This window comes from Hwangdonia lutea (genome assembly GCF_032814565.1).
GTDB lineage: Bacteria > Bacteroidota > Bacteroidia > Flavobacteriales > Flavobacteriaceae > Hwangdonia > Hwangdonia lutea.
Genome location: NZ_CP136521.1, coordinates 2449327 through 2473132, shown reverse-complemented (window position 1 = coordinate 2473132; position 23806 = coordinate 2449327). Strand labels below are relative to the sequence as shown.

At 36.3% G+C, this 23806-nt stretch carries 26 protein-coding genes and 1 pseudogene; 15 read left to right on the top strand and 12 right to left on the bottom strand.

Going from position 1 to position 23806, the window contains the following annotated elements; translation table 11 throughout:
- Nucleotides 1-9 precede the first annotated feature (9 nt).
- The 4 genes from RNZ46_RS10760 (at nt 10) to RNZ46_RS10745 (ending at nt 3860) form a co-directional block, all read left to right on the top strand.
- Complete coding sequence (locus RNZ46_RS10760) at nt 10-708, top strand: phosphoribosylanthranilate isomerase (RefSeq protein ID WP_491546685.1); 699 nt, start codon at nt 10-12, stop codon at nt 706-708.
- Between the two features lie 252 nt (nt 709-960).
- The gene (gene trpB, locus RNZ46_RS10755; protein ID WP_316982204.1) at nt 961-2142 is read left to right on the top strand and encodes a tryptophan synthase subunit beta; all 1182 of its coding nucleotides are present in this window, start codon (nt 961-963) and stop codon (nt 2140-2142) included.
- Between the two features lie 501 nt (nt 2143-2643).
- Nucleotides 2644-3408, top strand: coding sequence for a tryptophan synthase subunit alpha (trpA, locus tag RNZ46_RS10750; RefSeq protein ID WP_316982203.1), 765 nt, complete (start codon nt 2644-2646; stop codon nt 3406-3408).
- Nucleotides 3408-3860, top strand: a complete 453-nt coding sequence (locus RNZ46_RS10745; protein WP_316982202.1) for a tRNA (cytidine(34)-2'-O)-methyltransferase — start codon at nt 3408-3410, stop codon at nt 3858-3860. Before trpA ends, RNZ46_RS10745 begins: the two co-directional genes overlap by 1 nt.
- A gap of 130 nt (nt 3861-3990) precedes the next feature.
- Here the strand turns inward: RNZ46_RS10745 and RNZ46_RS10740 are convergent, their stop codons facing one another.
- A complete protein-coding gene (locus tag RNZ46_RS10740; protein WP_316982201.1) occupies nt 3991-4896 on the bottom strand; it encodes a TIGR01777 family oxidoreductase in 906 nt (301 codons plus the stop codon).
- A 339-nt stretch (nt 4897-5235) separates the two neighbouring features.
- Here RNZ46_RS10740 and RNZ46_RS10735 point away from each other — a divergent pair, with 339 nt between their 5' ends.
- The 4 genes from RNZ46_RS10735 (at nt 5236) to RNZ46_RS10725 (ending at nt 8226) form a co-directional block, all read left to right on the top strand.
- A complete protein-coding gene (locus tag RNZ46_RS10735) occupies nt 5236-5790 on the top strand; it encodes a YeeE/YedE family protein (protein WP_316982200.1) in 555 nt (184 codons plus the stop codon).
- A gap of 2 nt (nt 5791-5792) precedes the next feature.
- Nucleotides 5793-6206: a DUF6691 family protein gene (locus tag RNZ46_RS10730; RefSeq protein ID WP_316982199.1), complete on the top strand. Its 414-nt coding sequence runs from the start codon at nt 5793-5795 to the stop codon at nt 6204-6206.
- A gap of 213 nt (nt 6207-6419) precedes the next feature.
- Nucleotides 6420-6647, top strand: a complete 228-nt coding sequence (locus RNZ46_RS16910; RefSeq protein WP_350339781.1) for a TSUP family transporter — start codon at nt 6420-6422, stop codon at nt 6645-6647.
- Between the two features lie 166 nt (nt 6648-6813).
- Complete coding sequence (locus RNZ46_RS10725) at nt 6814-8226, top strand: MBL fold metallo-hydrolase (RefSeq protein ID WP_316982198.1); 1413 nt, start codon at nt 6814-6816, stop codon at nt 8224-8226.
- Between the two features lie 87 nt (nt 8227-8313).
- Here RNZ46_RS10725 and RNZ46_RS10720 read toward each other — a convergent pair whose 3' ends face one another.
- The 6 genes from RNZ46_RS10720 to RNZ46_RS10695 all read right to left on the bottom strand — a co-directional run bounded on the left by RNZ46_RS10720 (nt 8314) and on the right by RNZ46_RS10695 (nt 13017).
- On the bottom strand, nt 8314-8589 hold the full coding sequence (locus tag RNZ46_RS10720; protein WP_316982197.1) for an ATP-dependent Clp protease adaptor ClpS: 276 nt from the start codon (nt 8587-8589) through the stop codon (nt 8314-8316).
- Between the two features lie 64 nt (nt 8590-8653).
- Nucleotides 8654-9490 (bottom strand): 50S ribosomal protein L11 methyltransferase, encoded by an 837-nt coding sequence (prmA, locus tag RNZ46_RS10715; protein ID WP_316982196.1) that lies wholly within the window; start codon nt 9488-9490, stop codon nt 8654-8656.
- 133 nt (nt 9491-9623) lie between these two features.
- Complete coding sequence (gene tpiA / locus RNZ46_RS10710) at nt 9624-10373, bottom strand: triose-phosphate isomerase (RefSeq protein ID WP_316982195.1); 750 nt, start codon at nt 10371-10373, stop codon at nt 9624-9626.
- 81 nt (nt 10374-10454) lie between these two features.
- Nucleotides 10455-10937 (bottom strand): TlpA family protein disulfide reductase, encoded by a 483-nt coding sequence (locus tag RNZ46_RS10705; RefSeq protein ID WP_316982194.1) that lies wholly within the window; start codon nt 10935-10937, stop codon nt 10455-10457.
- Between the two features lie 128 nt (nt 10938-11065).
- Entirely contained in the window at nt 11066-12388 is a 1323-nt protein-coding gene (locus tag RNZ46_RS10700; protein WP_316982193.1) for a BT_3928 family protein, read from the bottom strand.
- 89 nt (nt 12389-12477) lie between these two features.
- Entirely contained in the window at nt 12478-13017 is a 540-nt protein-coding gene (locus tag RNZ46_RS10695; protein ID WP_316982192.1) for a DUF1599 domain-containing protein, read from the bottom strand.
- A 139-nt stretch (nt 13018-13156) separates the two neighbouring features.
- On the opposite strand from RNZ46_RS10695, the gene folP reads away from it, so the two are divergent.
- Genes folP through RNZ46_RS10675 form a run of 4 tightly spaced genes read left to right on the top strand, consistent with a single transcriptional unit; the run spans nt 13157 to nt 16314 of the window.
- A complete protein-coding gene (gene folP, locus RNZ46_RS10690) occupies nt 13157-13987 on the top strand; it encodes a dihydropteroate synthase (RefSeq protein WP_316982191.1) in 831 nt (276 codons plus the stop codon).
- Between the two features lie 33 nt (nt 13988-14020).
- A complete protein-coding gene (locus tag RNZ46_RS10685; RefSeq protein WP_316982190.1) occupies nt 14021-14701 on the top strand; it encodes a hypothetical protein in 681 nt (226 codons plus the stop codon).
- 35 nt (nt 14702-14736) lie between these two features.
- Nucleotides 14737-15522 carry a diadenylate cyclase gene (locus RNZ46_RS10680; RefSeq protein WP_316982189.1) on the top strand — a complete coding sequence of 262 codons (786 nt, stop codon included), beginning with the start codon at nt 14737-14739 and terminating at the stop codon, nt 15520-15522.
- Nucleotides 15523-16314 (top strand): DUF3667 domain-containing protein, encoded by a 792-nt coding sequence (locus tag RNZ46_RS10675; RefSeq protein WP_316982188.1) that lies wholly within the window; start codon nt 15523-15525, stop codon nt 16312-16314.
- Here RNZ46_RS10675 and RNZ46_RS10670 read toward each other — a convergent pair.
- Nucleotides 16311-18077, bottom strand: a complete 1767-nt coding sequence (locus tag RNZ46_RS10670; RefSeq protein WP_316982187.1) for an ABC transporter ATP-binding protein — start codon at nt 18075-18077, stop codon at nt 16311-16313. The genes RNZ46_RS10675 and RNZ46_RS10670 overlap by 4 nt on opposite strands.
- Entirely contained in the window at nt 18078-18821 is a 744-nt protein-coding gene (truA, locus tag RNZ46_RS10665) for a tRNA pseudouridine(38-40) synthase TruA (RefSeq protein WP_316982186.1), read from the bottom strand. It lies immediately after the preceding gene.
- A gap of 427 nt (nt 18822-19248) precedes the next feature.
- On the opposite strand from truA, the gene RNZ46_RS10660 reads away from it, so the two are divergent.
- Nucleotides 19249-19407: a YqaE/Pmp3 family membrane protein gene (locus RNZ46_RS10660; protein ID WP_316982185.1), complete on the top strand. Its 159-nt coding sequence runs from the start codon at nt 19249-19251 to the stop codon at nt 19405-19407.
- Between the two features lie 95 nt (nt 19408-19502).
- Nucleotides 19503-20213, top strand: a complete 711-nt coding sequence (gene lipB, locus RNZ46_RS10655; protein ID WP_316982184.1) for a lipoyl(octanoyl) transferase LipB — start codon at nt 19503-19505, stop codon at nt 20211-20213.
- Between the two features lie 21 nt (nt 20214-20234).
- Here lipB and RNZ46_RS10650 read toward each other — a convergent pair whose 3' ends face one another.
- The gene (locus tag RNZ46_RS10650) at nt 20235-21389 is read right to left on the bottom strand and encodes a hypothetical protein (protein ID WP_316982183.1); all 1155 of its coding nucleotides are present in this window, start codon (nt 21387-21389) and stop codon (nt 20235-20237) included.
- A 254-nt stretch (nt 21390-21643) separates the two neighbouring features.
- On the opposite strand from RNZ46_RS10650, the pseudogene RNZ46_RS10645 reads away from it, so the two are divergent.
- Nucleotides 21644-21799: pseudogene (locus RNZ46_RS10645) on the top strand (lipoyl(octanoyl) transferase LipB); the annotation flags it as partial.
- Nucleotides 21800-21802: 3 nt separating this feature from the next.
- Here RNZ46_RS10645 and RNZ46_RS10640 read toward each other — a convergent pair.
- Nucleotides 21803-22183, bottom strand: a complete 381-nt coding sequence (locus tag RNZ46_RS10640) for a putative zinc-binding protein (RefSeq protein WP_316982182.1) — start codon at nt 22181-22183, stop codon at nt 21803-21805.
- A gap of 168 nt (nt 22184-22351) precedes the next feature.
- Nucleotides 22352-23788 (bottom strand): sulfatase, encoded by a 1437-nt coding sequence (locus RNZ46_RS10635; protein ID WP_316982181.1) that lies wholly within the window; start codon nt 23786-23788, stop codon nt 22352-22354.
- Nucleotides 23789-23806 lie beyond the last annotated feature (18 nt).

Genomic DNA, 23806 nt, shown 5'->3' with positions numbered 1-23806 from the left:
ATCGAGAAGATGAAACTGAAGGTCTGCGGTATGAAATATCAAGATAATATCACACAAGTTGCGGCATTGCAACCTGACTATCTTGGGTTTATTTTTTATGAAAAATCTGCAAGAAACTTCAATAAAAACCAGGTTCCGGAATTACCTCAATCCATAAAAAAAACAGGTGTTTTTGTTGATGAAGAATTAGATTTTGTTTTAGAAAAAATAAAGACACACCATTTACAGGCCATTCAATTACATGGTAACGAATCACCGGAATATTGTAACGCGTTAAAACGTCATTACGAGGAGAGAAACGACGAAGTAATCTCATCAAAAGAAACAGATGGGGTCGAATTGGAAAAAAAGTCTCACAATGACGAAAGTATCGAAATAATCAAAGTATTCTCAATCAAGGACGAGTTCAATTTCGATATTTTAAAACCTTACGAGGCTGTTTGCGATTACTTTTTGTTTGACACCAAAGGCAAGTTACCCGGTGGCAATGGCTACACTTTTGATTGGAACGTTTTAAATGATTACCCATCAACAAAACCCTTCTTTTTAAGTGGTGGCATTGGATTAAATCAAATTGCAGACCTTAAAAAATTTGTACAAAGTAAAGCTTCAAAATATTGTTACGCCATAGACGTAAACAGTAAATTTGAAATAGAACCCGGATTGAAAGATATTAAGGAATTAAGAAAATTTATAAATAGAAAATAAATTTAGATTTTAGAAAACCAAAAGGAAATCAGAAATAAAAAATAAGTTTAACAAAAAGTCAAGCCCTTAGTTCCGACACAGTCGGAATCACCAATCTGCAGAAATAATGAGCGAAGGAATGTAGATGCAAAGCAAAGCTTTAAGCACGAAATTCCGAGAGCGAATGTTCCGCAGGAATTTCCTCAGATTGATATGATTTTTTGGTTCGTTTTGCATCAAGGCAAAATGAACATAAATAAAAGCAAAAAATAAATGAATTACAACGTAAACGAAAAAGGCTATTACGGCGAATTTGGAGGCGCATTTATACCAGAAATGCTTTATCCAAACGTAGAAGAGTTGCGCCAAAACTACCTTAAAGTTATGGCCGAACCTGATTTTAAAAAAGAATTCAATCAACTTCTTAAAGACTATGTCGGTCGCCCATCGCCATTGTATTTTGCAAAACGCCTTTCTGAAAAATACAACACCACAGTATATTTAAAACGCGAGGATTTAAACCACACAGGCGCTCACAAAATAAACAATACCATAGGCCAAATACTTATGGCAAAACGTTTGGGCAAAACCAGAATTATTGCCGAAACCGGAGCTGGACAACACGGGGTTGCAACCGCTACCGTTTGTGCTTTAATGGGATTGGAATGCATTGTTTACATGGGCGAAATTGATATTGCACGTCAAGCCCCAAACGTTGCCAGAATGAAAATGTTGGGTTCCAAAGTGGTACCCGCATTATCCGGAAGTCGCACCCTAAAAGATGCCACCAATGAAGCTATTCGCGATTGGATAAACAATCCGGTAAACACCCATTATATTATTGGTTCGGCTATCGGTCCGCACCCATATCCGGATATGGTTACGCGTTTTCAAGCGGTAATTTCGGAAGAAATTAAATGGCAGCTCAAAGAACACGAAGGTAGGGAAAATCCCGATTATGTGGTGGCCTGTATAGGCGGTGGCAGCAATGCGGCCGGCACGTATTACCACTATTTACACGACAAAGATGTAAATATTATCGCCGTTGAAGCTGCAGGTTTAGGTGTAGATTCTGGCGAAAGTGCAGCCACTTCGGTGTTGGGGAAAGAAGGCATCATTCATGGTTGCAAAACGCTGTTGATGCAAACCAACGACGGGCAAATTACCGAGCCGTATTCCATTTCGGCAGGATTGGACTATCCGGGTGTTGGCCCCTTGCACGCGCATTTATGTAAAACGGGACGCGCCGAATTTATGGCCATTACCGATGATGACGCTATGAAAGCTGGTTTGGAACTATGCAAATTGGAAGGTATTATTCCGGCCATAGAAAGTTCGCACGCCTTAGCTATTTTCGAACAGAAAACCTTTAAATCAAACGATGTTGTTGTGGTGAGTTTGTCGGGTCGTGGCGATAAGGATTTAGAGAATTATATTGATTATTTTAAGATTTAAGTTTTGGGCGTTACCACAAGGGTCGGGCTTTCCGCTATATCTTTTGCAAAAAAGCAAAAGGATGCCGCTGCAATCCCTAACGCAAAACCAGTACTAATTTAAAATTAAGAATCAAGAAAACTATAAACTTGAGATTAGAAAAAAAAATAACAAAAAGTAAAGCCCCAAGTTCCGACGCAGTCGGAATTATCAATCTGCAGAAATAATGAGCGAAGGAATGAAGATGCACAGCGAAGCTTTAAGCACGAAATTCCGAGAGCGAATGTTCCGCAGGAATTTCCTCAGATTGATATGATTTTTTGGTTCGTTTTGCATCAAGGCAAAATGAACAGAGAAAAATATTATGAGATCTTGAATCAAGTTCAGGATGACGAAAAAAATAAAGTAAAAATGTTACTAATGCGTTAGGGATTGAACGGCATGTTTGAGCTCCCCGACGCAGAAGGGAGCGAGTAGTGAAAGCCCGACCCTTGTGGTAACGCCCAAAATAAAAAAACAAAAATGAATCGTATTCGAACCAAGTTACAGGAAAACAAAAAGTTACTATCCATATACTTTACAGCAGGTTATCCGAACATAAACGATACCGCTACAATTATTCAAGATTTAGAAAAAAACGGTGTGGACATGATAGAAATCGGGTTGCCCTTTAGCGACCCATTGGCCGATGGTCCCACCATTCAAGCCAGTTCTACGCAGGCTTTAAAAAACGGCATGACAACCAAGGTGCTTTTTGAACAATTGCAAGACATTAGAAAAACCGTAAATATCCCGTTGATTATTATGGGTTATTTTAATCCTATATTTCAATATGGGGTTGAAGCGTTTTGTAAAAAGTGTCAGGACATTGGAATTGATGGTTTAATAATCCCCGATTTACCTGTTGACGTGTACCATGAAAAATATCAGGCTGTATTTGAAAAATACGGACTCATCAATGTGTTTTTAATTACACCACAAACCAGCGACGACCGTATAAAATATATCGATTCCATTTCAAACGGATTTATTTATATGGTAAGTAGTGCGAGTACCACGGGTGCGCAATCGGGGTTTGGCAAGGTGCAAACACAATACTTTAAGCGTATTGCGGATATGAATTTAAAAAACCCGCAAATTATAGGTTTTGGAATAAGCAATAACGACACTTTTACGCAAGCCACACAATACGCCAAAGGCGCCATAATTGGAAGTGCTTTTGTAAAGCATGTAACCAACGAAGGTGTAAAAACCATTAACAAATTTGTAGATTCAATTTTAAATTAATGCCATTAAACATTGTTTTAATAGAACCCGAAATACCAAACAACACCGGAAACATTGGTCGTTTAGCGCTGGCGTCGGGCTCAAAACTACACTTGGTTAAACCCTTTGGTTTTAAGATTGACGATACTCGATTGAAACGTGCTGGTTTGGATTATTGGCAACATTTATCGGTTACGTATTACGACAATATTGAACAGTTCTTCGAATTAAATAAAGATGAAAACATGGTGTTTTTATCGAGCCATGGTACCCGAAACCATTGGGATATACCTTTTAAAGACAATCTGTTTTTAATCTTTGGGAAAGAATCTGTCGGGTTGCCAAAATCTGTTACCGAAGCATATGCCGACAGACTTTATAAAATACCATTATACAGCCAACACGTAAGAAGCCTTAATTTAGCAAACGCCGTAAGTATTTTGGTTTACGAAGGCTTAAAACAGCTACAATAATATAGGCCATAAAATAAACATTGAGAATAAAATATTTGGGTTGTCTTGATTTTTGACCGAAATCAGGATGAGGTAATTTTAGTTTTCAAACAGAACTTTATCATCGTATTAAATCCAACTATCTCTGTCTTCAACCCAACAAATCCTCCAAGGCCGGTTGTAAATGGTAGGCTGTAAACTGAAACCCTTTAGCCTCTATTTTTTTTGAGCTTACACGTTGACTATCAAATAATAACGTATGCATTTCACCTAAAATAAGCTTCATGAAAAACTTAGGAACATTTGGTAAAAACAAAGGCTTGTCCAATACTTTAGCCATGGTTTTTGTTAACTCTGAATTGGAAACAGGGTTAGGCGCCACGCCATTGTATACACCTTCTAGTTTTTGTTCGGTAACATATAAAAATATGCGGGCCAAATCATTAATATGTATCCACGATTGCCATTGCTTTCCACTGCCAAAAGCGGCACCCAAACCAAATTTCATGGGTTTTATTATTTCTTGTAAAGCTCCTCCTTTGTTTGATAACACCAAGCCAATTCTAACTTTTGAAACATTAATATTCACTTTCGAAAATCCATCAACGGCATGTTCCCATTGTTGCACAACATGGCTTAAAAATGAATCATCAAAATCTTTAAAAGACTCATCGTAATAATTAATCAGTGAATCCGGATAAATACCAACTGCGCTAGCCGAAACTACTTGCTTTATACTATGTGTTTCGCCTTTTAAAGCGTTTATTAATAGTTGCGTGCTTTCAATTCTGCTCGAAATAATTTCTTTTTTGTATGCTGTTGTCCATCGTTTTGATACGGTTGCCCCAGCTAAATGGATAATGGCATCAACTCCATCAAAACAATGTGTGTCTATATCTTGTGCTTTAGGATTCCAATAAAATCCTTTATAGTTTTCAGTGTTTTCTATTTTAGATTTACTGGTTGTCAAATAGTTGACGGCAATATTTTTATTATGACAAAGTTTAACAATCTCCTGCCCTATTAATCCCGTTGCTCCTGTTATTAAAATACGCATATTTACTTTTTATATAAATTTACAAAATGTAAATCCGAATACCCATACATTTATATATGGTTTAACAGATTTAACGAGGCTTTAACTTTTAAACCGCGCTAAGTTGGGCAGCGTCGTGTAACTTTATCGCTTTTTAGAGTCGGAACCAAAGGGCTCATTATAGCGTTATGTTCTATATTCGATTAAAGCTGAATTTAATTCTGGTCAGTTTTAATAAAGCTGCTGACGCATGGCATAGCGCCACAAAGGCATAATTAACAAAAATTATAATAGATTAACTCAGGTATATTACAAGGTAAAGCTATAAATAAAATTATCTTTGCCTTTTTAATTCATATTATGGAATACATTTTAAACCCATGGCCTTGGTATATTTCGGGCCCGTTAATTGCCATAGTTATGGCATTATTACTTTATTTTGGAAAGACATTTGGTATGTCGTCAAACCTAAAAACCTTGTGTACAATTGGTGGCGCAGGTAAATTTTCAGATTTTTTTAGGTTTAATTGGAAAGATCAAGTTTGGAATTTAGTTGTCGTGTTAGGTGCAGTTATTGGCGGATTTATTGCCACGCATTACCTATCAAACGATGCGGTTACCGATTTAAATCCCCAAACCATTTCCGAACTCCAAAATATGGGATTTCAAAATGCTGGAGCTACTTTGGTTCCCAACGAAGTTTTTAGCTTGGACACCTTAAACACAAAAAGTTTAATACTGCTAATTGTTGGCGGATTACTTGTTGGTTTTGGTACGCGTTATGCTGGCGGCTGTACTTCTGGTCATGCCATTACCGGATTAAGTAGTTTACAAAAACCATCACTAATTGCTGTAATTGGCTTTTTTATTGGCGGATTAATTATGGCTAACCTGCTTTTACCTTTAATTTTTTAGTTATGAAATTTTTAAAATTTTTATTGATTGGCATCTTCTTCGGAATTGTGTTAGTTAAATCCGAAGCCGTATCGTGGTACCGTATTTACGAGATGTTTCGCTTTCAATCCTTTCACATGTATGGCATCATAGGAACTGCCATTGCATCAGGTATTCTGTTTTTGCAAATCTCAAAAAAAGGATATATCAAAAGCATTAAAGGTGCGTCTATTTTTGTTCCTAAAAAAGACAACGGATTTATCAGGTATATAATTGGCGGCACCATTTTTGGCCTAGGTTGGGCGCTAGTTGGTGTGTGCCCAGGCCCCATGTACATTTTATTAGGCACGGGTGTTTACAGCATGCTTATCGTAATTGCTGCAGCTTTATTAGGCACATTTATTTACGGTGTTTTAAAAGACAAACTACCGCACTAAATAGATACAATACAAATCCTAAGAAATGTGCATCATGTTTTTTTCGCCATTATTATGCTATTGGCCTCCTATTCCATCATTAGAAACAAAAAGGAAACCGACGCTACTGCATAAAAATAAGCTTATTACAAAACGCTCACAAAAGGGTAGATAATCAGAACCATAACAGGCATAATAGGTGCGGGTGGCGGTTTTCTGTCTGTCCCCGCGTTGGTGGTTTGGGCAAATATTCCAATCAAAAAAGCTGCGGAAACCTCCTTAATAATAGTTACCATTAATTCATTAATTGGGTTTACCGGAAATATTCAAACCACAGAAATCGAATGGCTATTTTTACTCCCTTTCACTTTAATTTCGGTTATCGGGATTGTGATTGGCGTGCTTCTTTCAAAATTTATAAGTAGCAATAAACTTAAAAAAGTTTCGGTTTTTTCACATTGATTATGGCTTTTTATATCATCTATAAAGAGACTAATTTATAAAAGTGACATAAGTTACAATTTAAATCATTTTGGTTTTATACTTTTGAATGATTTTTATGATGAAATAACATACGCTCAGTTTTTATAGAGCGATTGCCGAAAGGCAGAAATGAAAAATTAAAAAAATGAAGATAGAACAAATTTACACAGGCTGTTTGGCTCAAGGTGCTTATTATATTGAATCGGACGGCGAAGTGGCCATTATTGACCCATTGCGCGAAACCCAACAATATGTTGATAAAGCCAATAAAGAAAACGCCAAAATAAAGTATGTTTTTGAAACGCATTTTCATGCGGATTTCGTTTCGGGGCATATCGATTTAGCAAAAAAAACAGGAGCCACGATAGTTTTTGGACCTAGTGCAAAAACCGATTACGATGCTTATATCGCTAAAGATAACGAAACGTTTAAACTAGGTAAAGTAACTATAAAAGTACTGCACACACCGGGGCACACTTTAGAGTCGGCCACTTACCTTTTAATTGATGAAAACGGGAAAAACCGTGCTATTTTTTCAGGAGACACATTGTTTTTAGGCGATGTTGGGCGACCAGATTTAGCTATAAAATCAGACCTTACAAAAGAAGATTTGGCAGCCATGTTATTCGATTCGCTTCGCTATAAAATCATGCCTTTAGAAGACGATGTTATTGTATATCCAGCGCATGGTGCAGGTTCTGCTTGTGGTAAAAATTTAAGCAAGGAAACCGTCGGTCTTCTTGGTGAACAGAAAAAAACCAATTACGCTTTGCGTGCCGACATGACCAAAGAAGAATTTGTAGAGGAAGTCCTTGACGGGATCCCGCCGCCGCCACAATATTTTGCAAAAAACGCGATGATGAACAAATCGGGTTACGATGATTTTGAAACCGTTTTGCAACAAGGCGATGTGGCTTTAAATGCCGAAGATTTTGAAAGAATTGCCAATCAAGAAGGCGCTTTGGTACTTGATGTTAGGCATGAAAAAGACTTTGTAAAAGAGCATATTCCAAACTCTATATTTATTGGAATTCATGGCGGATTTGCCCCATGGGTTGGCGCATTAATCACCGATTTAAAACAACCCATTTTACTGGTTACACCAGAAGGCAAAGAAAAGGAAACCGTAACACGACTCTCTCGTGTGGGCTACGACAATACTTTAGGTTATTTAGATGGCGGCATTGAAGCTTGGAAAGCAGCCGGTAAAGATGTTGAAACTATTGAATCTATTTCTGCTGAAACATTTTCTGAACGTTTTAAAAATGAAAACGTAAACACACTTGACGTTAGGAAAGATGGCGAATATAAATCTGAACATTTAAAAGGCGATAATGTACAGCATTTCGCATTGGATTATATTAACGATAACATGAATGCCATTGATAATAAAAACACCTATTACGTCCATTGTGCTGGTGGTTACCGGTCGGTAATTGCAGCGTCTATTTTAAAAGCACGTGGTTTTAATAATTTGGTTGATATTGCGGGCGGATTTGGAGCGATTAAAAACACCGATTTACCAACAACAGATTTTGTGTGCCCCACAACACTTTAATGGTCTTGTAAAGACGTTAAGTTACAAAAAAAGACCTGACAAGCTTTAAAACTCGTCAGGTCTTTAAATTTATATTCCATTAATATTCTAAATAATTTCTGCGCTTAATCCTGCTTCCAAAAGTAGTGAGCAGCGTGGTTTTAAATCGTTATAGGCACCTGTTTTAACCGTACATTTACCTTTGTAATGTACGAGTATTGCACATTGTTCGGCTTGTTCTGGCGTATGCTCACAGGCATAAATAAGCGTTTCGATAACATGATCGAAGGTATTCACATCGTCATTGAACAATACAATTTCATTTTGAGTAACTACCTCTTCCTGTAAAAGTAATTCTTCTAATGTTTTTTCTTTTGTACTCATTTCTAATGTCTTACAAACATTTCCCCAAAGGAAAAAGTTGTTATTATTATTTTAAATTATAATACTAATTTATAAATTTTAACGAAACCCAATTGTTTCTTTCCAATTTTTCTATAAACTTTAACATATGTTTTTTGCATTCTGCCTTTATAACAGGAATATCATCGGCATAAAACCCGCTTAAAAACAACATCCCGTTTTTGTTTAAACAGGCCGCGTAAGTATGCATGTCTTGCAACAAAATATTGCGGTTGATGTTGGCAATAATTATATCGTACTTTTTGTTTTTTAACAAACTTGCATCGCCTTCTAAAACGGTAATGTTTTTACAATTATTACGCTCAACATTCTCAAGGCTGTTTAGGTAACACCAGTTATCGTAGTCTATGGCGTCAATGGGTTTTGCACCTTTTAACTCTGCCAAAATAGCCAAAACACCGGTACCACAACCCATATCTAAAACCGATTTATTTTGGAAATCGTTGTTTAAAATATGCTGAATCATCATGTGCGTGGTTTCGTGATGCCCTGTACCGAAACTCATTTTCGGTTCGATAATGATATCGTATTTCGTATTAGCTTTTTCGTGAAATGGGGCACGAACGGAACATAAATTATCGACTACAATAGGGTTGAAATTCTTTTCCCATTCGGCATTCCAATTGACCTGCTCTATTTCGGAAAATGTATAAGTGATTTCAAATTCATCGGATTTCAAAATTTGAATATCATCTAGAATATCTTTTTGCCATTCGTTTTTTTGAATGTAGGCTGTAACGCCGTCTTCGTTTTCCACAAAACTTTCAAAACCGGCGAAACCCAATTCTGCGATTAGGATTTCGGTTGCTGGTTGTACTGGTTTTACTTTAAAGTAGTAGCCTATGTATACGGTATTTGACATTGGTGTTATTGTTAATGTTGGCGGATAAGCGCGTTAGCGATTGCAGTGGCATCCTTTTTTGAGGCACGAGGAAAAGATATAACGGAAAGCGCGACCCCGATTTTTGATCGGGGTAACGCCCAAATAAAATATTTTAAAACGCGTTTACAATAGCAAAAAAATCGTCAGCATTGAGTGCAGCACCGCCAATTAAGCCACCATCGACATCGGGTTTTGAGAAAATTTCTTTGGCATTGTTGGGTTTACAGCTGCCGCCGTAAAGAATGGATACAGAATCTGCAACATCATTGCCGTATTTATCAGCCAATGTTTTTCTGATAAAAGCATGCATGTCTTGCGCTTGTTCTGGGCTTGCTGTTTCGCCCGTACCAATGGCCCAAACAGGCTCGTAGGCCAACACAATGTTTTTAAATGCCGAAGCGCTTAAGTGAAATAAGGCGTTTTTAATTTGATTTTCAACTACTGTTTCTTCATTTCCAGATTTTCTATCGGCCAACTCTTCGCCAAAACAGAAAATGACACGCATGTTGTTTGCTAAAGCTGCATCGACTTTTTTGGCCAATGTTTCGTCGGTTTCGTTAAAGTAAGCACGACGTTCGCTATGCCCTAAAATAACCGTTTCAACACCCACGCTTTTTAGCATAGAGGCACTGATTTCGCCGGTGTACGCGCCACTTTCGGCAAAGTGCATGTTTTGTGCTATAACTTCGATATTGAAATCTCTTAAACTATTATAAGCCTGCCATAAGTTGGTTGCTGCTGGAGCTATCATAACCTCGGCATTGGTTGTTTTGTTTTGTGCTTTTAAGCCAGTGATTAGAGTTTCGGTTTGAGATAAATCGTTGTTCATCTTCCAATTTCCTGCTACAATTTGTTTTCTCATCGGACTGTGTGTTATTTTTTATATTTTGAAGTGATTGTATTTATGGCCTGATAAAATCTTATTATTAATAAGACAAAAATACTACTTTTTTATGGCTTCGATTAATTTATCGTCGTCTGCTTTTACGGCTTTAAATAATTCTATGTTTCCGGTTTTATTTATTACCATATATCTAGGAATCCAATCTAAATTTACAAAATTGCCAAAAGCACCTTTCCAACCGGACTGCATAAAATAGTGTTCGCCGTTAACCTTGTAATTTTCAATGCCTTTTTTCCATGCGTTCTGGCTTTTATCTAACGACAAAAATATATAAACCGCCTCTTTGTATTCCGATTGTAATGCCTTTACTTTTGGCATGCCTTTTATACAGTCTTTACACCATGATGCCCAAATATCGATTACGATTGTTTTGCCTTTATGGGTTTCTAAAATATCTTTGAATGCTATATTGTTGCCTTCTAAAGTTACGAAGGTATCGTTTAACGCTTCCTCAGAAAATTGAGTTGGCACTTCTGTATTGCAACTAAATACACTGAATAATAAGATTAGGGTATAGATCATTTTTTTCATTTTTATTTGGGTATAACTAAGGGGTTAATTTTTTTTAATTTTTGGTTTCGTTTAACCATCTCGATAGCTCCAAGTAATTATCGGGATTGGATTTAAATACTTTTTATGACAATGAAGATTTATTCTTTATGTAGCTCTACAGTCATAAAACCATCATAATTGCTGTTATTAGCTTTATTTATAGAGTCCAAAACGGTTTCATCTATGGTATATAAATAGTTTTTGTAGTTTTTACTCGCTAAAACAGAATCCAACTTTTCTTTAGTTGAAACCTCGCCTTCTACGACATAAAGAATGTTTTTAATTTCAGCATTTTCCTTTTTGGATTCGATTTTCCGCTCTACTTTAGGCAACTGCAAATCCTCAATATCATTCCAGTGCACCTTTTGCATTACGGTTCCAGCATCTAATTCTAAAATCCCCGGGTTTGAGCGCACTACGGTTTTTAAGGCTTTTTCGTCGCATAAATACCAATCGAAATTTAAATTATAGATTTCGTTTATGCGCTGCTTAGCATCGTTACCTGAAGCTGTTAAACCTATAACTTGGTAACCATTTTTTAGAGCTTCATCGGTGGTTGACTTCAATTTTAAAGCGCCTTCTTGTTCCATTTTTTCCAAACTATAGGACACTATAACGATTAGATTTTCCTGACTTAAAAAATGTTCGGTTAAGTCTTCTTCATCCGTTTCAATTGAAAAATCCAAAACTGGTGGTTGATAAGCTTCGCGAATCACCTTGGTTTCAACGCCAACGTATTCACCATCAACGGTAGGATAACTGCCATCGGTTACAATTTCTGTTTCTTCGCCATTAATGTTGAACGTCCACGTAAATTCTTGTATGGCTTTTGGTGCATCGTCAGGAATACGCATACCTTCGGCTATATTGTTTCCTATTTTATACGCTCTAAAATCTATGGTTGGCAAATGCATGAGCACATGATACCCAAACCACAAACTGAAAATAAAGCTCAACAAAGCCAAAATTGTTGTGGGCAATTTGCTGAATACGGGTTTGATATGATTTAATCCGAAGAATAAAATAAGAATAAAAAACAGTAAAATAACGTCTTTTGTAAAGCTTTCCCATGGCGTGAGTTTTAAGGCATCACCAAAACATCCGCAGTCTTTCACCTTATCGAAATAGGCCGAATAAAAGGTTAAGAAAGTAAAAAAGACAATCATTGCCAGCAAGCTCCAAACGGTAAATTTAGGCTTATAGCCAATGAGTAAAAACACGCCTAAAACCACCTCGAAAACCACAACAATGACCGAAATACCCAAGGCATACGGAATTAAAAACTCGATGTTTAAAACGTCTGCGCCAAAATACTCTTCAAGTTTATACGAAAAACCTAAGGGGTCGTTTAGCTTAATTAACCCCGAAATGATGAACAATACACCAACGAATATTCTACTAAGTGCTACTAATGTTTTCATAAATTTTTGTCATTCCTGCGAAGGCAGGAATCTTTTTAATTGTACCTTAATTTTTATAAAGTGGATTCCTGCCTTCGCAGGAACGACAGCTACTCTTCTTTTAAATGAATTAAAGCAAAAACCGCATAATTAATCATATCTTGATAATTCGCATCAACGCCTTCGCTAACCTGTGTGTTGCCCTGATTGTTTTCAATCGATTTTACACGCAACAGTTTTTGCAAAATCAAATCGGTTAAACTGCTTACACGCATATCGCGCCATGCTTCGCCGTAATCGTGGTTTTTATCTTCCATGAGTTTTTTGGTAATGGCGGCTTGTTCGGTATATAATTTTGCGGCCTCTTCGGTGGTCATATCGGGTTGTTCAACCACGCCTTTTTCCAACTGAATAAGTGCCATAATACAGTAGTTTATTATACCGATAAATTCGCTTACTTCGCCCTCATCAACCTTTCTTACCGCGTTTTGCTGCAAGCTTCTTATGCGTTGTGCTTTAATAAAAATTTGGTCGGTTAACGATGGTAAACGTAGTATTCTCCAAGCACTTCCGTAGTCGCCCATTTTTTTTACAAACAAACTTTTACAGGTATCTATTACGGCATCGTATTGTTTTGAGGTATCTTGCATCTATAAAATCAATTTTGCGTAAATTTCGCTTAAATTGTTTAAAGTTCAAAGCTCAGCGTTCAATGTTTTAAAAAGCGTGCATAATTCTCGAAATATGTTAATAACTTTGAATTTTAAATTCTGAACCCAAAACCAAAACATGACTATAAATTGCAAGGGACAACTCATCGATTTATCATCACCAAAAGTGATGGGCATTTTAAATATTACACCCGATTCGTTTTACGATGGCGGCAGTTATAAAAACGAGAAAGATATTTTAAGTCAGGTTGAAAAGATGATAACCGAAGGTGCCACATTTATTGATGTTGGTGGGTACAGTTCGCGCCCAAACGCAGCACATGTAAATGAAACCGATGAGCTAAAACGCATATTGCCCGTTGTAAATTTGATTTTAAAAGAATTCCCAAAAGCATTGCTTTCCATCGACACCTTTAGAAGCGCGGTAGCCAAAGCCTGTATTGAAGCTGATGCTTGTATGATTAATGATATTTCGGCAGGTAAGCTGGATGATAATATGCTACAAACCATTGCTAATTTACAAGTGCCGTTCGTGATGATGCACATGCGCGGAACACCACAAAATATGCAGCAGCAAACTAACTACGATAATCTGATAAAAGACATGTTGTTTTATTTCTCTGAACGTATTGCCGCAGCGAAACAATTGGGGATTATTGATTTGGTTGTTGACCCAGGTTTTGGTTTTGCAAAAACTACCAATCAGAATTTTGAGGTTTTAAACCAATTGGAATTATTTAAAATATTAGACAAGCCCATTCTTGCGGGAATTTCCAGAAAATCGATGATTTACAAAACTTTGGAAACCTCGGCCAAATACGCTTTAAATGGCACCACGGTTTTAAATACGATAGCGCTCCAAAAAGGCGGGTCTATTTTACGGGTGCACGATGTTAAAGAAGCCATTGAATGTGTTAAATTAGTTGAGGCGTTAGAAGTTAGAAGTTAGAAGTTAGAAGTTAGAAGTTAGAAGTTAGAAGTTATGAAATATACTTTTTTATTGATTACGATTCTTTTATTCTTTTCATGCGGAAAGGAAAAAGTAATTCTACTCCCCGAAATAAAGCATTCGGAAATTACAGAAATTTTAGATGTTTCGCCTGCTTATTTATTTTATGATGAAACCCAAAAAGATAGCGTAGAACTGAACAGGAAAAACTTAATCGTTACCACAAACTGGCTGGTAAATGTCGATAAGCGCTTAACGCTAAAACAAGTTATTCCGTATATTAAATTCATTCAAGAAAAAAAACGAAATTCAAGCCATAAAAACGAAAAGGCTAAAAACTATTTTACCTGTAACGATACGAGCAGAAAAAATTTGGGGTTTATTGAGTTTACAGATGTGTTTTATCATAATGATTCAGCTACTGATTATTTTAGCAAAAAGTCAGATTTACAGACTTCGGAACCTAGCATTGGAATCAATGTCGATTTAAATAATAACATTACAATTATAAACCCGGAATCTGATCCTTTTATAATTCAAACCAATAAAGAAAACTTAATCAGCGATTTAAAAAAGACACCTGCCAATATAAAAATGGTGTTTTTAAATTTTAATAGTGCGCTCACTTTTCAAGATTATATCTCATTTAAATCTTTGATTTCATCACTAAAAAATAAATCCATTCACATTTCAAACAACGAATTTATTTATTAACCCTTTTTTATTAAATTTACCAAAACCACTTGCCTTTGGAAATTTTTAAAGACCTCTTAAAATTTACGGTTGTCGATATTATCGATGTTATTTTAGTCGCACTACTACTCTACTATATTTACAAATTGGTAAAAGGCACCGTTGCCATCAATATTTTTATTGGTATCATCATTATTTATCTCGTTTGGCGATTGACCGATTTTCTGGAAATGGAACTCTTAACCAGCATTTTTGGCGGTTTCATTAAGGTGGGTATTATTGCGCTAATTGTAGTGTTTCAACCTGAAATCAGAAAGTTTTTACTAATGGTTGGGTCTACAAATTTTAGTAGACGGCGCAAATTTTTACAGCAATTCAGTTTTATAAAAACCGATACCGGCGACGAAACCAATGTTGACGCCATTGTTTCGGCTTGTGTAAAAATGGGCACCTCAAAAACGGGGGCTTTAATTGTTTTTGAACGGAATAACAATCTGGATTTTTTATTGGCTTCGGGTGATGAAATGAACATAAAAGTGACGCAGCCCATTATTGAAAGTATATTTTTTAAAAACAGCCCCTTGCATGATGGCGCTATAATAGTGAGCAATAATATTGTAAAGGCAACACGGGTTATTCTTCCTGTAAATAACGAAAAAACCATCCCCAAACGTTTTGGTTTACGCCATAGAGCCGCCATTGGGATTACCGAAAAAACCGATGCTTTGGCCTTGGCTGTTAGCGAAGAAACCGGACATATTTCCTATTTTAAAGATGGTGAATTTGTGGTTTTTGATAACACCAGCGAACTCAACGGCATGATTAAAAAAGATTTGGCATAAGTGAATTGTAAAAACTGTAATACATCTTTATCTTCAGAAAGCGACTATTGCTACGTTTGCGGTGGTAAAGTGATTAGAAACAGACTTACGTTTAAAAATTTATTTGAGCACATTAGCGAAACATTTTTTAATTATGACAATAAACTATTAAAAACCTTTATAGCGCTTTTTACAAAACCCGATGATGTTATTGGCGGATATATTAATGGTACACGTAAAAAATACGTTAATGTTATTAGCTACTTTGCATTGGCTATTACAATAACAGGATTTTATCTTTTTGTTTTAAAGAAGTATTTTCCCGATACGATCGATTATTCCATATTATCGCCGGCTGGTCAGGAAGAATTTCAGGAAAGAAATGTAAGCTTCGTACAAGAGAATATGTCCCTTTTTATGATGCTTTATGTGCCGCTTTATGCTATAATCGCAAGAATTTCGTTTGTTGGAATTAACAAATTTAATTACACCGAACTGCTTGTGGTATTTTTGTATCTGCAGGCTCAAATGTCAATTGCAACTGCTTTAGCCAGCATCTTGTTTTCTTTATTTGGCATTCATCAAGGTGTTATGAGTTTGATTTTGACTCCACTCATGGTTTTATACACCGCTATTTGTTTAAAACAATTGTATGGCATAAATACCAAAAGCATAATTTTAAGAACACTTTTGTTTTTCACTGTTCTCATGGTGCTTTTTGTAATAGTTTCGGTAATTATGGGAATATACATGTATTTAAATGGCGATTTTCAACAAATGATTGATGCCCAAAAAGCCGCTAAAGGTGGTTAAGCCACTTCCTCTTTTAAAAACTGTACTTCATAAAGGTTTCTGTAATACCCGTTTTCTTTTTTAAGCAATTCGTCGTGCGTACCTTGTTCCACAATTTCGCCCGCATCCATCACTAAAATTTTATCGGCTTTTTTTATGGTTGCCAATCGGTGCGCAATAACAATGGAGGTGCGCCCTTTGGTGATTTTATCTGTGGCATTTTGAATGAGTTGCTCGGAATAAGAATCTACCGACGAAGTAGCTTCATCCAGCACCAAAATACTCGGGTTGGTTACATAGGCACGCAAAAACGAAATGAGTTGACGCTGACCCGAAGACAACATCACACCGCGTTCTTTCACGTTATAATGATAACCTTTTGGCAAACTCATTATAAAATCGTGAATACCAATATCTTTTGCAGCTTGTACAACATCGGCTTCGGTAATTTCGGGATGGCTAAGTGTAATGTTGTTTAAAATAGTATCGGCAAACAAAAACACATCTTGTAAAACAACTGCGATTTGGGTTCGTAAAGACTCTAAGGTAACTTCTTTTATATCAATGCCATCAACAGCAATTACGCCATCTTTAATCTCGTAAAATCGATTTAATAAATTTATTATAGTCGATTTTCCTGCGCCTGTAGCACCAACTATGGCCACCGTTTCTCCAGCTTTAACATTAAAAGAAATACCTTTTAATACGGTTTCATCTTCAACGTAGTTAAAATAAACATTTTTAAAGGATATATCGCCTTTAAGATTTTCAGCGATGTGTGTTCCCGCATCATCAATCTGCGAAGTGGTGTCAAGCACTTTAAACACGCGGTTTGCTGCTACCATGCCCATTTGCAAGGTATTAAACTTATCGGCTATTTGCCTTAGGGGTCTAAACAACATGGGGATAAACATGATGAAAGCCACTAGGGTTCCTTTGGTTACGCTGCCTTCCAAAACCACATTTAATCCGCCGTACCACGCCACCAAACCAATGGTGATAGAACTCGATAAATCTGCCAAAGGAAAAAATATAGAGTTGTACCAAACAGTTTTTAACCAGCCTTTTTTGTGGCGTTCGTTTATGGCTTTAAATCTGTTATACTCAGTGGTTTCGCGCGTAAACAATTGCAAAATCTTCATGCCGGTCAACCGTTCTTGCACAAAGGAATTTAAATTGGAGACTTCATTCCTTACTTCCTCGAAAGCCTTTTTCATGTATTTTTGAAATATTCGTGTGGCGTATAAAAGCAATGGCAACATAACAAACACGATTAAACTCAATTTTAGGTTCGTGTAAACCATAAATCCGATAACGACAAACATAGTTAGCAAATCCCGAAAAATCATAAACAAGCCTTGTCCAAAAATATCGGCAATACGCTCCATATCGGTTACCGCTCTAGTAATAATAACACCCACCGACGAGTTATCGAAATACTTCATTTTAAAACGAAGTAAATGATTAAACAGTTTTACGCGAACGTCCATCACCAAATTTTGCCCTAACCATGCTGCATAATATATAAACGAAAGCTGAAATAGGGTTTGAAAAATTAACACCCCCAGCATAATAATGATATAAAACAGAAACTTATCTGGGTTTACGCCCGCAATGCTATCATCAATGGCGAACTGTGTTAATTTTGGTGTTGCCGCCCCAAAAATAGCCAACAATATAACCAACACCAATAACCCAAAAAATACCGCCTTATAAGGCTTTATATATTGAAAAAGACGCCTGAATAGTTTTACGTCGAAAATATGTTCTTTCTTTTTTGTCATTTACAATTTTATATCGTCCGGATATTCAATATTTGTTAAATATAAGGCATGTGCAGGCACCGAAAAACCAGCTTCACTCCTATTTTTAGATTTTATAATAGCATGCAAATCATCAATAGTAGTTTTACCCAAACCAATGTTAACCATTGTGCCAACAATGGCACGCACCATGTTACGCAAAAACCTATCGGCTTTAATGGTAAAACGGAGCTCGTTATTTTCAAAAACCCATGCCGCCTTCATGATATTACAATAATACGTTTTTACATCGGTATTACTTTTCGAAAAGCATTGAAAATCTTTATAATCCAATAAAATTTTCGAAGCTTCATTCATTTTTTCAACATCCAAAGCCTGCTTCACATAAAAGGTATCGTTAAAGGTAAACACATTTTTCTCTAAAGTTATTCGGTATAAATAGGTTCTGCTCATGGCATGAAAACGCGCATGCGCATCAGCTTTCACTTTAAAAATGTTGTGGATGGCAATGTCTTTAGGCAAAAACGAATTGAGCTTAAAAATGATGTTTTTATCGTTCAATTCCTCATTAAAATCAAAATGCGCAAACATTTGTGCGGCATGAACGCCCGTATCGGTTCGTCCTGCGCCCATAATAGAAATGGGCGTTTTTAACAAAGTAGATAAAGTGCGTTCCAAAACTTCTTGAACCGATATGGCTTTTGGCTGATTTTGCCAACCGTGATAGGCGCTGCCGTTATAAGAAAGTTCTATAAAATACCGCAATTTGTCTATTGTTTTTTTGAAGTAACAAAGATAGACAGATTTGTTGTTCCACCGAAAGCGGTTGTCTTAATTAAATATTAAAAGATATCTAGGTGTTACTTCGAGTGATTTCGATTTTTATCGAAATTGTATCGAGAAGTTGGGCGTTACCCCCTTTTGCTTTTAATGGCAAAAGTGCGTCGGGCTATCACTACTCGCTTCCTCTCCCGATGCGTCGGGATCGGCGAGCTCAAACATTTAGCCTGCGGTGAGCGCAGTCTAACCGTTCTATCCCTAACGCGCGCGTTTGCAGTTGGCAGTATTTAAACCGCCATCAAATGGATGCATTAAGAAAGGGTGGTTTAATTTCATAAAAATTTAAAAATGGCCTGTAACAAAATACCTTTAAATACGTCAAATAAGTAAATCATCAATTAAAAAAAATCAAATGAGTTTCTGGAGAGTTTTATTGTCTATTATTTGTCCGCCTTTAGCTGTTATAGATAAAGGATGTGGCTCTATTTTAATCACTTTTTTACTATGGCTTTGTGGCTGGGTTCCGGGCGTTATTGCAGCACTGGTTATTGTTAATAATCCCAAAAATTAGTATCAAGTCTGTCGTATTCAGTTTGTAATTTGTTTTCTGCTTCCGTCATCGGTCTTCTGTCGTTTTTCACATAAATTATTGTAATTTTGCAGTCTATGAATAAAACTATAGAACTGCAGGATCTAGGCTATAAAGACTATAAGCAAACTTGGGATTATCAAGAGCAATTGTTTAAAGGTATTGTAGACACGAAAATTAAAAATAGGCGTGAAGAAGCGGGTTTAAATACTAAAAATTATTTTTTGTTTGTTGAACATCCGCATGTTTATACTTTAGGCAAAAGCGGCGATTTGTCAAATTTGCTATTAAACGAAGCGCAACTTACCGAAAAAGGCGCAACCTTTTATAAAATTAATCGCGGTGGAGATATTACCTATCACGGCCCGGGACAAGTGGTTGGCTATCCTATTTTAGATTTGGAAAACTTTTTTACAGACATTCATAAATACCTGCGTTTTTTAGAAGAAATGATAATATTAACCTTGGCGGAATACGGTTTAAAAGCAGAACGTAGCCCTGGCGAAACAGGTGTTTGGCTCGATGTTGGCACACCCTTTGCCCGTAAAATTTGCGCTATGGGTGTTCGGGCTAGCCGTTGGGTTACCATGCATGGGTTTGCGCTAAACGTAAACGCTAATTTGGGGTATTTTGATAATATTATTCCTTGTGGTATTCGCGGTAAAGCGGTTACCTCTTTAAACGTGGAGTTGGCTCAAAAAACCGTTGATGAAACTGAGGTTAAAGAAAAACTTCTAAAACATTTCTCCACTCTTTTTGAGGCTGAGTTTATTAATAAAAAGAAATAGTGTTTTATTGACCTACCATATTTACTTCTTTATACTTTTACTGTATTCGTCGGCTTTTAGCTGCATTTGTTTTAATTCTTCGGCGAATAATTCGTTCAACTTATCGAAATATTTTTTATAAGATGCTAATTTAGAATCCCGAGTCAATCTACTTATGGTTTCGTACGAGGGCGCGCCCGATTCGCTTTTCAATATTTTGTTAAAAACACTTTTTGCATCCTTTATAGCTTGGTCTTTTTGCTTGTCTTCTTCAGCTCTTAGGTAATCCATCATAAAAATTTCTAATTTTAATGCAAGTGCGCTACCGTAGCCCTGAATAAGCTCTAAGGATTTATCGAGGTAGATAAGGGCTTGAGCTCTTTGGTTAACGGAGTTGTAATTATGGTAATCGTAAATGCCCGTAAGTGCAGCGTTAACATACGATGATGATTTAAATTTTATTTTACCTTCATATTTGTTTATCAAATCGGTTACCTCGTTATAATTTTTGTAATCGTAATATATTAAGGTTAGTAAATCTACAATATCTGGAATGAGAGCTTTTCTTTTCTTATCCTCAACATCCTTTAATAAGGTTGTTAACCTTTTTAAGGTTATGGCGTAGTCATATTTTCTTTCTCGAAGCATTTTTTTAAGAGACTCAAACTCAATGTTTATAAGGTAATCTTCGGCTTTTGCAATTTGAGATTTAGATTGCTCCAGCTGATTTTCTACATTCTTTATGTTTTCTACATTGCTCTTATATTGTAGTTCCAGTTTTCCCAAAAGTTGCTTTTCAATATCCTCCAACCTAGAGTTTATAATCCCTTCAAAAAACTCGCGAGACTCCACGGTTTTTGAATTGAGGTCCGCACTTATTTGCGCCAAAACCTGTTCTTTTAATATGTTTCTGGACCTATTGGATTGAATAATGGACAAGGCACTCAAAATACCAATTATGGCAACCAGAAAACCAATAAGGTTGTTTATCCTTTTATTTATAGTGGCGGAAATCTTGCTTTGGATGTCATTTTCAAAATTAGTTAAAGGAACACGTATATATTCATTTTCGCCAATAACTTCTTTGACTTTTTTAGTGATTAGATCTTCGTTAAGCATTTGGGTGGAATCTACGGTTTGGCAAAAGGATTTTAATCCAAAGAAGACACAAATAATGATGATTAATTTTAGTTTCATGGCTTTGTTTTTTTAATGTTAATAATCACAATACTTTCATTTACGGTAATATGTACGAAAGTTTTAAAGCGATGCGTAAAAAAAATGGGAGTAATAAAAGTAGTTCGCTTTAATTACTAATAATCAGTAGATTATCGAAAATAATTAATATTTGCAACAAATACAAATGCCAGAAGAAGAAAGTGGATATGGTGCGTTTGTTTAAGCATTTTTTAATATAAAATCGCTCTTAGTGTAAGTGTTGAGATAATTGTTTTAGCTTCAGGTTTCCTTGCGGTATTCGCGGTAAAGCGGTTACCTCTTTAAACGTGGAGTTGGCCCAAAAATTAGTTGATGAAACTGAGGTTAAAGAAAAACTACTAAAACATTTCTCTAATATTTTTGAGGCTGAGTTTTATAACAAAACTTAAAGCTTACGGGGTTATGTTTTTTATTTTTTCGGCAATAAGGTTGTAGGTTTTCATTTCGTCTTCCAAATGTAATGTGCTATCGTTTTTCTTTTTAAAATCGTAATCCGTTAAAATAATATGTTCTGTAGGCTCAATGTTTACGCCATTTAGACAATGTTTGGCACATTGTAAAACACAGCCGTCTATAGCAATAATTGGTCTGTTGGATTGTGCTTTTTTAACCAGAGCTTTAACCTTTCCACCAATGCCCGCAATACACGACATTTCAGCTAAACCGTCTGCATTGGCTTGCAATGCCATATCGTTAGCTAATTGCGCGACATTGCTACAACCAGAGCAAGAATAAATTAAAGGCTGTCTTTTTTTTCGATCACTTTTTGTCATAAACCATAACCATTTATCGCGTTACTGAATTTTTTCGACGAAATTTCATGATACAAAAATGATTATAAGAAGAGTGATATAAAATGATAAATGTCATAAAGTGAAACACCAATGTGACCCAAATTGCAATAGTTTAAACGGATAAGAATCAACTTATACGGTAGCTTGTTAATTACTGTAATTAATCTCTAAATCATTCGTTCTAACCGCTTTAAGTTTTTTAGCCAGTTTCTTTTTAAAACGGTTAACAATTTTAGAGTATTTAGGGTTTTCAGCTAAATTGGTATATTGTTTAGGGTCATTTTCCATATCAAACAATTCAATGCCAGCCGAGGCATCTTCGTTATATTGAATATAAGCCCATTTGTCATTCCGTAATAAAAAACTTTTTCCGCCTTGCGATACACTAAAAGCCATATCTCTAACTTTCTTTTTAGGGTTGTCTATCGTTTTTACCAAACTTTTTCCTTGTAAATGTTTTGATGGTTTTAAACCCGCTAGTTCGGCAATGGTTGGATACAAATCCAATAATTCAACAAAAGAATGACAAACGGCTGCTTTTTTACCGGGAACTTTAATGATTAACGGGACGCGAACGGACTCTTCGTGCAAACTCACTTTCATCCAGAAACTATGCTCGCCTAAATGGAACCCGTGATCGGAAGTGAAAATAACAATGGTGTTGTCTTCCAACCCTTCGTCTTTAAGTGTTTTAAGCACTTTGCCAACTTGAGCATCCATAAACGAAACCGATGCGTAATATGCCGCAACGGCCTTTTTTTCTTGCTCTAAACTCATTTTTGCATTAAGGCTTGTTACGTAGTTTATACCGCGTTTTGGGATGTCGTCCCAATCGTCGTCAACTTTTTTGGGTAAAATAATTTCGTTAAAAGGATAGGATTCAAAATAAGATTTAGGCGTCACAAAAGGCACATGAGGTCTTACAAAACCCACCGCTAAAAAAAAGGGTTTGTCTTTGTGTTTTCTAATAAGTTCTGAGGCCTTTTTAGCTGTTTTTCCATCGGAATGCACCAAGTCGTCGCCATCGGCTTTTACAATCGTCATAACATTTCCGCCCTTTCTTTCTATTGCACCATCAGGATTTCCCTGAACCAATTCTGCATCGCCAATCGCCTTCCATTCGGGCCCCGGGCTGTTAAAACGTTCGGTCCATGAGGCTTCATCATCTTGTCCGTTCGCGCCGGTTTCAATATCAATTGGAACGCCCATGTGGTAAATTTTGCTCACTCGTGCGGTATAATAACCGTTGTCTTTAAAGAGCTGCGACCAAGTTTTTCTTTCATTTCCTATGTTTTTTCTGCCGCTAACATAGCCAAAAGTTGTGGTTGCGTTTGGGTAATAACCTGACATAAAGGATGCTCGTGAAGGCCCACAAACCGGGTATTGCGTATAGGCTTTGGTATATCTTATACCTTCTGAAGCTAATTTATCGATGTTTGGTGTGTGGCAGGCTTTGTTTTCGTACGATGAGACTGCTGTTGCAGTTAAATCATCGGAAATAATGAATAAGATATTTTGTTTCTTTTCTTGGGAAAAAACACTGAAACCTAGCAGTAAAAATAGGGAGTAGAAAAGTGGTTTCATATTTTACTTTTTCAAGTT